This window comes from Embleya sp. NBC_00888 (assembly GCF_045207655.1).
GTDB lineage: Bacteria > Actinomycetota > Actinomycetes > Streptomycetales > Streptomycetaceae > Embleya.
Window position 1 is genome coordinate 1229083 of sequence record NZ_CP108785.1, and the last position, 12436, is coordinate 1241518.

The window sequence follows — 12436 nt, forward strand, 5'->3', positions numbered from 1 at the left end:
CGCGCTCAACCTCAAGTGGTGAAGTGCGAGATCGTCTTTGACCTGTCCGGTAAGTCAGGGCGGCTCTGGCGCAGTGATCCGTGCGGAGATCGCGCCGAGTTCCCGTACTTCGATCCGGACTGTGTCTCCCGGTGCCAGGTAGGGGCGGTGGCCGGACAACTCCTGGATGCAGCCGGTGCCCACGGGGCCGCCGGCGATGATGTCGCCGGCTCGCAGCGTGGTGCCGCGCGACGCGTGCGCCGGCATCTCGCCGAACGACCAGTGGATCTCGTCCCAGCTGCCGCCGCCGTAGTGCTCGTCGTTGACGTATCCGTCCATCCGCGACGCGTAGCCCTTCTCCGAGCGGTAGGGCTCCAATTCGTCGGGGGTGACGAGGAACGGGCCGAGGCTGGTCGAGGCGTCCTTACTCTTGGACGGGCCGTACACGAACCCCATCTCGCTCGCGGAGATATCGCGTGCGCTCCAGTCGCAGTAGACCAGGTAGCCGGCGATGTGATTCTCCGCCGTGGCGGCGTCAAGGTTCGAGCAGTCCCCGGCGATCACCGCGGCGACCTCGACCTCGTGGTCCCACAACTGAGCGCCCGGAGCGATGGGGACCTCGTCGTGCGGTCCTTTGATCGCCGCCGGGTTGGAGAAGTAGAAGAGCGGATACTCGTACCAGACCGGGCTGACCCTGTCGTTGCCGACGGCTGCCTTACCCGCGTTACCGATGTGACGTTCGAACGCGGCGAAGTCCCGGACCGCCGGGGGCACCGGTATCGGCGCCGGCAGGTCGGCCGTGGCCGGCTCGACGATCTCAGTCGGTTCCCTGGTTGCGGCGGCCTCCAGCCCGCCTTCGGCGCGCAGCAGGTCCAACAGGCCCATGCCCACGGCGTGGATCTTGTTGTCGTGCACCATTCCGCAGCGCGTGGAGCCGTCGGCGGAGCGGTAGCTGACCCACTTCATCGGGCAAGCACCTCCCGGGTGTAGTCGTAGAGCCGTCGTGCGTCGGCGAGTGAGGATGCCTGAGGGTCCAGGGGGACGGCGATTCCCTCGCTCACGGCGACGGGGTGGCCCGGGGTGCCGGAATCCAGGAACGGCAGGATCTCCTTGATGGCGGTCTCCACGGATTTACCGGCCGCGCGACGACGACCGATCTGCGCGGCCTCGGCCTCGTCGTAGTCGCCGGCGAAGCTCGTGGCGACTGTGCCGGGGAAGTTGTTCACGTACCGGATGGCGGGGTGACGGCCGACGAAGTCGACCGCGAGCGCAGCGTTGAGGATTCCGGCCTGGATCATCGCGGTGAGGCCGTGATATTGCGTTCGCTGCTGAAGGTCGTCCCAACGTGGGGCCCGAAACGCCCGGCGCCACCGAAGTTGAGCACGACCGGATCGGCGGCGCGGCCGAGTAGCTCGGCCAGGCCGTGGCTGAACGGGAAACGGCTGAGGTAGGTCAGCGCGAAGTTGGACTCCGGGCCGTCGGCGGTCTCCGTACGCCTGGAGCGCTGGAACCGGGCGCCCAGGACGAGGACATCGATCGTGTCGAGCTCTGCGGAGAGCCGGCCGATCAGCCGCCTGTTCTCGTCGATGAGCTCCAGGTCGGCCCGGATGAACCGGGCGCCGGGCTCGGCCTTGGCCTTGTCGGTCCCGACGACCACGACCCGGTCCCCGCGCTGGAGGTATATACGGGCGAGGCCGCGCCCGATGCCGTCCGTGCCCCCGGTGATCACGACCGTCTTCATGCGGCCACCGTCCGCGCGAACTTGCGGATCTCCTCGACGAACAGCTCAGGCTGCTCCAGGGCGGCGAAGTGGCCGCCCGCGGGGATGTCGTCGTTGAAGTAGCGCAGGTCGTGGTAGGCGCGCTCGGCCCAGATGCGTGGGGTACGCGTCAGTTCGTCCGGGAAGACGCTGACCCCGACGGGAAGGTCCAGCTCGGTCGGAGCGAGCGGCTGCCGGGCGTACTCCCAGTACAGGCGGGCGGAGGAAGCAGCGGTGCCGGTGAACCAGTACAGGGAGATGTGGTCGAGGATCTCGTCGGGGGTGAGGGCGTCGGGCCGGACCCAGTCGAGGAACTTCTCGTAGATCCACGCGGCCTGCCCGGCCGGCGAGTCGGTCAGGGCGTAGCCGATGGTCTGCGGCCGGGTGCGCTGCACGACGTGGTATCCGGAATGGACGGCGAAGAAGCGGCTGCCCTGTTCGAGTGCGGCCTTCTCCTCAGGGGTCGGGTCGTCGCCGACCGGTGGTGCGGCGAGGAACTCGGGGAAGTTGACGTGGATCGCACGCAGGCCCGTCGGGCGCTGCGCCCCCATGCGGGTCGCGACGACACCGCCCCAGTCGCCGCCCTGGGCCAGGTAGGAGTCGTAGCCGAGGCGCCGCATGAGCACGCCGTACGCGCGGGCGATCCGGTCCGGGTCCCAGCCTGTCGAGGCGGGCTGGTCGGAGAAGCCGTAGCCGGGCATCGAGGGGACGACGAGGTGGAAGCCGTGCTCGGTGAGCGGGCCGACGGTCTTGAGGAACTCCAGGAACGAGCCCGGCCACCCGTGCAGCAGCAACAGGGGAGTGGCGTCCGGGCGGGGCGAGCGTACGTGCATGAAGTGGATGCCGACACCGTCGATGGTCGTGCGGAACTGGCCCAGCTCGTTGAGCCGCCGCTCCAGATCGCGCCAGTCGTACCCGGTGGCCCAGTACTCCAGCAGCTCCTCAAGGCGCTCCCGCCGCACCCCCTGGCTGCTGTCCGGCGCTGTCTCCCGGCCGGCAAGGCGTACCCGGTGGAGCCGGTCCTTCAGATCCTCCAGGGCACTGTCCGGAATATCGATACGAAACGGTGTCACGCTGTCCGATGTCATGGTCACCACGGTGCGGCCGTGACGAGCGCGCAGTCCAATGATTGTTCCGATACATGTAATACGGTCTGCGTATAAGGCCGGCTAGAGTGGGATGGTGTCCGAACGCTTCCCCGCCCCCGTCGACCTCGACCTCCGGCTGGTGCAGTGCTTCACGGTGGTCGCCGAGCACCAGCACTTCGGCCGCGCCGCCGAGGCGCTGCACACCACCCAGCCGTCGCTGAGCCGGCAGATCCGCCGCCTCGAACAGCAAGTGGGCGCCCGCCTGCTCGACCGCACCACGCGCGGCACCCGGCTCAGCGAGGCCGGCGAGATCTTCCTGCCCCAGGCCCAAGGGCTGCTGCGCGCCGCGGTCGAGGCGATGGCCCGCACCCGGGCCGCGGCCCGGCCCGGCAGCATCACCATCGGCTACACCAAGGGCCTGGTCCTCACTGCGGCCGTGCGGGCCCTGCGGGACCGCCATCCCGATGCCGAGGTCCACACCCGCCTGCTCGCCTGGAACGACTCGCGCGGCGCGCTGCTGGAGCACCGCGTCGACGCGGTGGTGACGCGCCTGCCGTTCCCCACCGACCGGCTGCGCGTCACCGTCCTCTACGACGAACCGCGCGTGCTGGTCGTGCCCCGGGACCACCGTCTGGCCGGCAAGGAGTCGGTCACCCTCGACGACATCGCCGACGAGCCGATCCCCCACGTACGCCAGTCCGACCCGTTGCTGAACGCCTACTGGCGGCTCGATCCCCGGCCCGACGGGCGGCCCGCGCCCGACGGCCCCCTGGTCGAAGCCCTCGAGGACAAACACGAACTCATCGCCGCCGGGCAGGCCGTGGCCATCGGGCCGCCCCTCGACTACGCGACCGGCCTGCATCCCAGCCTCACCACCATCCCGTTGCACGGGGTCGAACCCAGCCAGGTCGTGCTCGCCACGCGCACCGGCGACCGCAGCCGCCTGGTCACCGCCTTCCGCAAACACGCCGAAGCTCTGCTCACCGGAACCCACGAGGCCGGACCGATACGCACGACGTGATCAGCGGCGGCTCCGCGCGCATACACGAGCGATCATGGCCCGTGCCCGGTCTACCGCCACAGCGCCTCGATGAGATCGGCGGACTCGTCCGGGGACTTCCTCCGCACCGCTGAACTGGACGATGCCGAGCAGGCCGCGCTCGATCAGGGCGTGACAGTACGGCGCGGTCAGGGCTGCACCCTGCGCGTCAGCACCACACGCGGTGTCCACCGCGTTCTCCTCGCCCGATGCCGGCCCCTCGACGGCACCCTGCCCATCCGGTACGGCGCAAGGCCCGCCGCGAATACGAGAACCGCGCCAACACCCTCGTGCCCGACACCCCGTAGCAAACTTTCCCGGCCCCAAGACAGCGTGGCCAGCAGCGTCAGGCGCCTTGGAGGTTTCATCCGCTCCAGGTTCGCCGGGTATTCCTTCGACGCCCGCGCCCGCCAGGCGGCCACCAGCTTCTCCGACACGTCCGCGAACAGGTCTGCCGGCAGCTCCAGCCGCCGGACCCGCTCCAGCTTGTTCACCTCCGCCAGCAGACTCTCCAGGCCCGGCGCCCCGGGGTCCGTCTTCAGCTCGGTGAAGTGCGACCGACCGCCCCGGGACACGCCCCCGTCGCCGTCCTGGCCTTCGGCACCATCGTCTCCGGTGACCAGATCGTCCAGCCGTGAGCGGGTCGCGTGCGTCGGCCGGTCCAGCGTCATCCGGCAAAACCGGACCTCGAACTCCTTGACCGCCCGGCCCACCAGCCGCCCGACCTGTCCCGGGGTAGGCGGTTCGATGAGGTCGGTGCGGCACCGGGCCATCACAGCCGCCGCCAGCCGCTCGCGGGACCGCTCCACCGGGCACAGCTCCACAGCCAACCACTGGGCCAGCCGTTCCTGGTCTTCCTCGGTGTTCGCCCGGAACCCGTACGCCGCCCGGATCTCCGCACGGTGCCGCTTGATCCTGTCGCCCTGCCAGTCGTACGCCGCCCACGCTTCGGCCGGCACCCTCACCTGCTGGGCGACGTACTCCACCGCAGCGGCCGGGACCTCCTTGGCCGACTCCGGGAACCGTGCCTCCACCTCGAAGAACTTCAGCAGCAGCGCGAACCCGAACCGGGTCGGCCCGGAGTTGTTCCGCACCCTCTTCATGTCGTCTTCGAGCAGCGTCCAGACCTCGATCAGGTCCTCCGGCTCCCAGTCCTGCCTCGCGCACCCGCCCCTTGCCCGCCGAGATCACTCGTTCAGCTCAACGAGCCGACCGGCGGAGGGAAACGAGGCCCGGACCGTTACTCAGCGCTACACGCCACCTGGCCGTAGCTATACGAGGACAGGGCCGTGACCAGGTGAACAACCTTCTCCGCGAAGGGAAACGCAGCGGCCGGCCACCCGTGTTCGGCCCCGAGGCGTACCACCGACTCGACGTCGTCGGGCGCCGCCTCACCCGCCTCACGCGGTTCCGCGGCTCGCCGCCCCCTCCGACGAGCCCACGTCCTCGTTCACCACCACGATCGCCCCGCGGTTCGGCCCGTCACCAACCTCCGTGGGCCGTACGCCTTGAGCCGTTGCCTTCGAATCGGGTGCCGTGTGGTGCGGACGCAGGGCGAGGACGATGAGCAGGAAGAAGGCGACGAAGGCGGTGCCGGTGCGGGCGTAGTTGAAGGCTTCCCAGCGCGCCAGGATCTCCGCGTGGTCGGAGGGAGCCGTGGTGACGGCCCACTGTTTGATCCTGCCGTTGATGGGGACGTTGCCGAACCGGGTGATCAGGAAGGACGTCAGGACCAGCAGTGCCGCGCCACCGGCGAGCCGCCGTGCGGTGCCCCGGGTCATGACGGCCAAGGCTGTCGCACTGAGCGCCGAAGCTGCCATGGCTCCCTGCACGGTGATGCCGTTCATCTTCATCAGTTCGGCGTGGAAGGACAGTCTCGTCTCGAGCGGTACGGCGTTGAACGTGGGGACCAGATTGGCTGCTCCGTAGCCGAAGGCGCCCGCGAGGGCACCGGTGGACAAAAGAGCGATTCCCTGGGTGACTCGGATGCGCATGCGTGCTACTTCCCGTGCTGTGGTTCGGGCAAGTCGATGGTCCGGGTGAGCTGTTCGGCCCATCGAAGCAGGCCCTCGGCGGTGAACTCCGCGAACATGTGCACTCGTGTGGTGACCGGTCCGCGCTTGCGCATGAGTGCGTGGATCGTGAACCGGGCGGCGATGCGATTGCCGTCGGCCGTGATCGCCCTGGGACACGCCGCCGGCGACGAAGTCGGAGCCGGCCACATGAGCGTCGACGAAGCCACGACCCACCTTCGCGCCGCCACGTTCCGCTTACTTCGGGCGCAGCCGCGCGAGAACGGACGACCTTCGGAGCGTCCCACTTCGGAGCACCCCACCTCGGAATGAAGGCCCGTGCGCCCAGAGACCACCGCCCGGAACGCTCCGCGGAACGCCGACCACCCCGTGGCGGCCGAGGACCGCCGGGCGGGCCCTCGACGCCGACTCGGAGAAAGCCCGGACGGCACAAGGCCGTTCCGCGTGACGAAGCGGCAGAGGGTGTACCCCGATCCGCCCAACGACGCGCGGACCGCAGCCGGACACGAGCACCTCCCCGGCCGGCACCTTCGCGGATACCCGTCCGGCCATCGAGAGACTCATCCCGACGGACGGGGTCGACGTGCGAACGGCCGAGACCGGGGCGGATCAGGACTGCCACCGTGGACGCGTGGACGCGTGGACGCGTGCACGTCGACGGGTACGTCGTGGCCGCCGTCCGCAGTGGCCGCGACCACGCACAGCGGGCGCGACCACGAGGTCGGTGTCGCCGGTGGAGACTCCGGTCGCCCCCCGGCCGCCGAAGGCGGTCCTCGCGGTCCTCGCGGCCCTCGCGTGGCAGTCGACGCTCTCGGCGCCGACACGGGCATCGAGTGGATCGCCTGCGACGGCTGAACGACGGGCATCGGCCCCGTGATGCATCGGTGACGCACCACGGGTCGGAACACCCTCCCTCGACCCGCCATCGGGACGACACGACGCCGGTCCCACATGTCGTGGTTCACGAGCAGTCGAAGCGCTCGGCGTAGGGCCTGCCCGGGCACGCGCGACACTCGAAGATGTAGACGCCGCCCGCGTCGCCGAGCATCAACCCGTGCGGGTTGTGCCCGGCTTCGGCCGCCTCGTTCCGCGGGAAGTCGGGGCCGTCGTCGGAGCGACGTTCCTCGACCGGCAGCCAGGTCCGCCACGATTCGCCGTCCCACTCCCAACTCGCCACCGTCAGTAGGTGCTCCATCCGCGCACCGCACGTTCCGCAGTCGGGCCAACCGGGCTCCTGCGTCCATCCCGGGTATCCGCCGAGCTTGATGCCCGGCGCGTACGACAGGTGGTAGTGGTAGCGCCATCCCGTCTCCTCGAAGAGCGCGTCCACACGTGGCCGGATGGCGGAGTCGGCCGGCTCGGGCAGATCCCAACTCGGGTATTCCACGACCTCTTCGGGATGGACCACACACGGCTGCGGAACATGGTCGGCCTCGGCGCCCGCCGGCACCGGCGGCCGGGCTGCCACGGCACCGATCACCTGCGAATTCCGCCAACGAACCACCGCCCGCGGCGAGTAGTGGTCGTGCTCACACGCACACCACAGCACCTGTAGCACGTCCGTGCCCACCGGAAACGGCAGTTGCGGGACGTCGCGCCGGAACACCTGGACGACCGGCACCATCGGGTCGCCCTCCGGATCCCCGGGCGGGCATACCGGCCACTCTTCGTCGGCCGGCCACAACGGCGGACCACCCACCGAACTGTCCCGAACCCCCGGCTCTCCGGCCCGGGGATGCAACCGAACGGCCATCCGCCGGTACGGCACCACCTCGGGCAACAACTCCTCGACCGCGATCGGACGACGCGGCGTGCTCAACCCCACGGGCTCCCCCTCGAACAACTCCCACCAACCAGCCCGCAACCTACCGTCGAGCCCCGTCAAGCCCCCGCCCGGATACACGGCAGGGCAACCGCGACACATCCACACACCCCCACCAGCGCGGGATGATTTACGCCGGGTCGTCCGGGAGTTCGGCAAGGGTCGCCCGGACGGCGACGGTACGCGGATGCTCCGGACCGAAATGGGTTCGCCAGGCCGCCTCCGCCATCCGCAGCCGATCCCGGCCCTCGGCCCGATGCGCGGGCCGGCGAGCGAGTGCCGTGCCCAGGAGGGTGCCCGCCTCCAGGGTGCGGTGGTGAAACGGTCCGAGTTCGCGCGCGCAGACGGTCAACGCGGCGTCGGCCTCGACCTCCGCGTCGGCGAATCCGGCCAGGCCGACCAGGACGCCCGCCGCGGCGTTCGCGATCAGCGCCACGCTGCCGTCGCGATCGGCGGGCCCCGTACGCTCGTACACCGCTCGGGCCGCCCCGATCTGCGCGAGGGCCTCGTCGTACCGCCCGTCCTGGCCCAGGCACACGGCCAGGTTCGCGTGCGAGACCGGCAACTCCCGCCAGGTCGCGGTATGGGACGCGGCGCGATCGACCGTCGATCGCGCCACCGCCTCGGCCTCGTCCCGGCGCCCCAGGCCGAGCAGCGCGGGAATCATGACGTGTCCGGCCTCCACCGTCACCGTCACCGTGCGGCGCTCGTCGGCACCCTCCAACGAACCCAGGACGGTCCGACACTCCCGCACGGCATCCGCGTATCGACCGAGGTACCCCATCTGTTCGGCCCGCAGCACCCGAGCGGCCCACTCCCAGTGGCGCAGTTGAACCCGGCGGATGGCATAGCGGATCACCTTCTCCGCGATGTCCATCGCCTCCGCGGGCCGACCCAGCGCACTCAACGCTCGGGCGCGGATCTGCCAAGTGCCGGCGTACCACCACGGCGAGGGATGCCCCAGAGGCAGCTCGGTCACCGGGCGGGTCTCGACCTCCGCAGCGTCCGGCCGCCCGGCGACGACGAGCGCGTGCGCCAGGTACGCCCGGGCACGCATCGCCTCGTCCTCGACCGGACCCGCCGGCTCCACGTACGCCAACGACTCGCGAATCAGCGCCTCGGCCTCCTCGTGTCGCCCGAGTTTGGACCACGCGCTCCCCAGATCCAACCGGCACACGAATGTGGTGTGCGCCGCCGGCCCGTCCCGTTCCGCCGAAAGACGCACGGCCTCACGCAACAACGGCTCCGCTTCCGCAACCCGCCGGTCCAGCAGCAGTCCGAGCCCACTCCTGTACAGCGCCCCCGCGTCGCCACCGGTACGCTCCCGCCACCGATCCGCCAACCGTCCCACCCGAGTTGCCCCCTCACGCCCCCACACGATCAGCTCGGATGATCGCACGGCAGCCCCACTCGCCTTTACCACTCGGGTACCTCGCGTTCGACCGCCGAAGCCGCCGGTCGCATATCCCGGCCCGGGTCGTCGTCGGCGGTCGGGAGCACATCCGCTCCAGGAACCTGGGGACGTCCGCGACCGGGCCGTACGCGTGGCAGGACCGGCCCGGCAGCACCCGCTCGTGGACGAAACCGTCCCCGACCTCCACCGGCATCCGCGCAACCACCACCGGTGCGCCCCCATCGGTCCCCCGCAACCGCTCCGGCCGGTCCCCCGCCGCAGTTCCGTTTCCGGATCGTCAGCGTCCACGCGTGTCGACCGCCCCAAATCCCGACACACCGGCGCGACCTCGATCCTCGACGACCGGTCGCACACGACCCATCTGCCTCACCACATCAGCCGCCCGGGGCGGGGCGGGACCGTCGCGGAGCCACATCCTTGGGCACGAGCGCACGAGCGCACGAGCGCAGGGGCGCAGGGGCGCAGGGGCGCAGGGGCGAGCCGGCTGCACGAGGAGGCGCACAAGCCGGTCGACGTCACGGGCGCGCCGAGGGCAACCGACCGGCCACCCGCCGCCATGGCGAACACGCGATGATTCGGTCATCGGAGGGCTCGGCCTGTGGCCGCGTGCCTCCGCGGCCCAACCAGTGCCACTCGTGGCACGAGACGAGGAGAGCTTTTGATCACGGTGGCAACCTGGAATGTCCTACACCGCGTTCACGCGGAGAACTGGGGCGAGAACACGGCCGCAAAGTGGCCGGACGAATCGCAACGAATTGCCGCGATCACGGCACGGTTGGCCGAACGCACCGAACCGGTCATCGCCCTACAGGAAGTAAGCGGCGACCAACTGACGGGCCTCCGCCACGCCTTGCCCGACCACACGGTCCACGCGATGCGATATCCACGAGTCCCGGCACCACGCCACGCAACGAGCCCACTCGAAGACCCGGGTGAGTACCTCGTGCTCTTGGTGCGCGGCCCGTCCCGGCAGTTGGCCGCCGAAGCCTTCGACGACGACCCCGGGAAGGGACTGCTCGCCGTACGAACCCACGGGGCGCTCGTGGTCGCCACGCACGTAAGCTTCGGTCGGCGACGACCTCGGCAACTGGCGCGCCTGGCGGAACTGACCGCAGACTCGACAGACCCCGTGATCCTGCTCGGCGACTTCAACGCCGACCGCGGCACCGTGGCGAACGGCCTTGGCCCGGGGTTCACCGTTGCCGAACTTCCGCCGGACGCACCGCCGACACGACCGGACGGACGGAGCGCCGGGTCGCAGCACATCGACCACGTGGTCGTGCGCGGCGGTGATGTGCACGACGTGATGGTCGAAGACGTCCACGGCCTGTCGGACCACAATCTCCTACGCGCGAACGTGACGGGGATCGCCGCGCGTTCGGCCTCCGCGTGAGACCTCATCCATCGCATGCGATCGGCATTGTGAGCGGGCGGGCCGCGACCTTCGGGGGCGACGAGGCCATCGATTCGGGGTGCCCAGGATGGTCAAGCACCTCTGGTCAGTGCGATTCGTGAGCCGGGGACCACGGACACACGCGCTGCGCCCCGAATCGGCCGGCACGATCTCCGGCGGAGAAATACGTTGCCCTGCGGGTACTTCGGTCGGGATCCTCACGGATGTGACCACCACACACGACACCGCCCGCCCCACCGTCGTCGTACCCGTCAGGGTACGGGACCTTCAGCTCCGGGATCTGCCCGAGTGCACCTGGTCGGGTTCCGCCACCCACCTGCGGCACGTCGAGCGGGAGTTGGTGCGCGCGGCGGCCGGGGAGGTGGACTACCTGGCCGTGTGTGCCCGGGGCGATCTGCCGGTGGCGATCGGCGGTATCGACTACCGGGTTCGCGAGGGGGCCGGAACCCTGTGGCAGTTCGCCGTGCACCCGGCACTTCAGTCGTGTGGCCTGGGGACGTTGCTGATCCGATCCGCCGAACAAAGGATCGAAAGCCGCGGCCTGCGCAAGGCCGAACTCGCGGTGGAAGAGGTCAACCCGCGGGCTCGTGCCCTGTATGAGCGATTGGGTTATGTCGCGTACGGCCGGGCCCCGGACGCCTGGGACGAGGAGGGCCCCGGAGGGTCGATCCGTCGCTACGAGACGATGTGCGTCCTTATGCGAAGGGAACTTTGAGCCCCCGTACTTGGGCGATCTGGGCTACCTGGCCTGGCTGAGGCAAAGCGACCGCACGCCGAACCCGCACGGCCCGGCTCTCACGCAACTGTGCGGCGACCCTGGCCGTGTTGTCACCGACCGGCGCCGCCGGCGCCGCACCCCGCATCGATGCGGCGCCTGCCTCGGCGGCGCCGTCCGCCGATGACGCCACGCTTCGCTCCGGCCTCGCAGAAACCGACGACCGGACCGGGCCACCCGAACCGGGTCGAGTTCACCTCCTAACGGAAGTCCTCCGCCCGGTCCCGCGCCCACTGCGCGAATGTCCGTGCCGGCCTGCCCGTCACGGACTCCGCCGTGGGCAGTGGGCCCAGCACCGACGGATCGAAGTCCGCGTTGTCCGACGGATCCATGGGATTGCCGTCATAGTCGGTGAAACCCAACAGGAAGTCCGCGGCTTCCGCGGCGAAGCCGCCCATCGCCCGATAGACCTCACGGGCCTGCAGCGGGGTCAGTTCCTCGAACCGGATCTCCTCGCCGAGCGCGTCGGCGATTGCCTTCACCTGGTCACGCAGGCTGATCAGGCCGGGACCGTTGATGTCGTAGGCCTTTCCGGCGTGGCCGTCCTCCAACAACGCCTGGATCACCACGTCGGCGATGTCCTGCTCGTGCACCGGAAACCACCCGCTGTCCGGGTTGGTGTCCCGCACCACGCGTTCGGCGCGGATCGACGGGCCCCAGAGCGCGAGTTTGTTCGCCGCGAACTCGCCGGGGCGGATGTGCGTCCACTCCAGACCGGACCGTTCGACGGCCTGTTCCACGGGCAGGTGGAACGTCGTGTCGAAGCCGCCGGTCACCGCGCCGGACGAGAGCACGACGATCCTCCGGACGCCCGCCTGCTCCGCCGCCTCGACCACCTTCTCCGCCGTCGACGGTTCCGGGAAGAGGAACATCCTGTCCACCCCGGCCAGCACCGGCCCGAGTTCCTCGGGTCGGGTGAGGTCGCCCTGCATCACGTCCACTCCGGCGGGCGCTTTTCGGGGATCCCTTGTCATCACCCTGACCTGGACGTCCCGCAGTCCGGCCGTGACCAGCCGGCCCACGGTGCCCGTCGCGCCCGTCACCAGTACTCGCACCACTCACCCCTTTTCCGTATACCCTACGGATAAAGATTACCATACACTCTACGGAAAA

Annotated in this window: 12 protein-coding genes and 1 pseudogene; 3 read left to right on the forward strand and 10 right to left on the reverse strand. The window is 70.0% G+C overall.

The window, feature by feature from the left end:
- Nucleotides 1-54: 54 nt before the first annotated feature.
- From OG948_RS39615 to OG948_RS39630, 4 genes are read right to left on the reverse strand one after another with little or no spacing between them, the layout of a single operon-like run.
- On the reverse strand, nt 55-945 hold the full coding sequence (locus OG948_RS39615) for a fumarylacetoacetate hydrolase family protein (RefSeq protein WP_331769820.1): 891 nt from the start codon (nt 943-945) through the stop codon (nt 55-57).
- Complete coding sequence (locus tag OG948_RS39620) at nt 942-1277, reverse strand: hypothetical protein (protein ID WP_331769821.1); 336 nt, start codon at nt 1275-1277, stop codon at nt 942-944. The genes OG948_RS39615 and OG948_RS39620 overlap by 4 nt, the downstream gene beginning before the upstream one ends.
- The gene (locus tag OG948_RS39625; protein ID WP_331769822.1) at nt 1274-1720 is read right to left on the reverse strand and encodes an SDR family NAD(P)-dependent oxidoreductase; all 447 of its coding nucleotides are present in this window, start codon (nt 1718-1720) and stop codon (nt 1274-1276) included. Before OG948_RS39625 ends, OG948_RS39620 begins: the two co-directional genes overlap by 4 nt.
- The gene (locus OG948_RS39630; protein WP_331769823.1) at nt 1717-2826 is read right to left on the reverse strand and encodes an epoxide hydrolase family protein; all 1110 of its coding nucleotides are present in this window, start codon (nt 2824-2826) and stop codon (nt 1717-1719) included. The genes OG948_RS39625 and OG948_RS39630 overlap by 4 nt, the downstream gene beginning before the upstream one ends.
- Nucleotides 2827-2920: 94 nt before the next feature.
- On the opposite strand from OG948_RS39630, the gene OG948_RS39635 reads away from it, so the two are divergent.
- The gene (locus OG948_RS39635) at nt 2921-3847 is read left to right on the forward strand and encodes a LysR family transcriptional regulator (RefSeq protein WP_406300550.1); all 927 of its coding nucleotides are present in this window, start codon (nt 2921-2923) and stop codon (nt 3845-3847) included.
- A gap of 167 nt (nt 3848-4014) precedes the next feature.
- Here OG948_RS39635 and OG948_RS39640 read toward each other — a convergent pair.
- The 5 genes and pseudogenes from OG948_RS39640 to OG948_RS39660 form a co-directional block, all read right to left on the reverse strand.
- A pseudogene (locus OG948_RS39640) lies at nt 4015-5025 on the reverse strand (DUF4158 domain-containing protein); the annotation flags it as partial.
- A 240-nt stretch (nt 5026-5265) separates the two neighbouring features.
- Nucleotides 5266-5859 (reverse strand): DUF1772 domain-containing protein, encoded by a 594-nt coding sequence (locus OG948_RS39645; protein WP_331769825.1) that lies wholly within the window; start codon nt 5857-5859, stop codon nt 5266-5268.
- A 5-nt stretch (nt 5860-5864) separates the two neighbouring features.
- The gene (locus tag OG948_RS39650) at nt 5865-6107 is read right to left on the reverse strand and encodes a hypothetical protein (protein WP_331769826.1); all 243 of its coding nucleotides are present in this window, start codon (nt 6105-6107) and stop codon (nt 5865-5867) included.
- Nucleotides 6108-6859: 752 nt separating this feature from the next.
- Nucleotides 6860-7723 (reverse strand): DUF1963 domain-containing protein, encoded by an 864-nt coding sequence (locus tag OG948_RS39655; RefSeq protein WP_331769827.1) that lies wholly within the window; start codon nt 7721-7723, stop codon nt 6860-6862.
- Between the two features lie 127 nt (nt 7724-7850).
- Nucleotides 7851-9119: a tetratricopeptide repeat protein gene (locus OG948_RS39660; RefSeq protein ID WP_331769828.1), complete on the reverse strand. Its 1269-nt coding sequence runs from the start codon at nt 9117-9119 to the stop codon at nt 7851-7853.
- 682 nt (nt 9120-9801) lie between these two features.
- Between OG948_RS39660 and OG948_RS39665 the strand changes: the two genes are divergently transcribed.
- Both OG948_RS39665 and OG948_RS39670 read left to right on the forward strand, forming a co-directional pair.
- A complete protein-coding gene (locus OG948_RS39665) occupies nt 9802-10527 on the forward strand; it encodes an endonuclease/exonuclease/phosphatase family protein (RefSeq protein WP_331773450.1) in 726 nt (241 codons plus the stop codon).
- Between the two features lie 214 nt (nt 10528-10741).
- Complete coding sequence (locus tag OG948_RS39670) at nt 10742-11263, forward strand: GNAT family N-acetyltransferase (RefSeq protein WP_406300885.1); 522 nt, start codon at nt 10742-10744, stop codon at nt 11261-11263.
- A gap of 260 nt (nt 11264-11523) precedes the next feature.
- Here OG948_RS39670 and OG948_RS39675 read toward each other — a convergent pair whose 3' ends face one another.
- Complete coding sequence (locus tag OG948_RS39675; RefSeq protein WP_331769830.1) at nt 11524-12378, reverse strand: NAD(P)H-binding protein; 855 nt, start codon at nt 12376-12378, stop codon at nt 11524-11526.
- Nucleotides 12379-12436: the final 58 nt, after the last annotated feature.

Bases quoted from the DNA above. Each gene is read 5' to 3' on its own strand.
- OG948_RS39645 (WP_331769825.1), bottom strand. From the start codon at position 5,859: ATGCGCATCCGAGTCACCCAGGGAATCGCTCTTTTGTCCACCGGTGCC.
- OG948_RS39615 (WP_331769820.1), bottom strand. From the start codon at position 945: ATGAAGTGGGTCAGCTACCGCTCCGCCGACGGCTCCACGCGCTGCGGA.
- OG948_RS39625 (WP_331769822.1), bottom strand. From the start codon at position 1,720: ATGAAGACGGTCGTGATCACCGGGGGCACGGACGGCATCGGGCGCGGC.
- OG948_RS39620 (WP_331769821.1), bottom strand. From the start codon at position 1,277: ATGATCCAGGCCGGAATCCTCAACGCTGCGCTCGCGGTCGACTTCGTC.
- OG948_RS39630 (WP_331769823.1), bottom strand. From the start codon at position 2,826: ATGACATCGGACAGCGTGACACCGTTTCGTATCGATATTCCGGACAGT.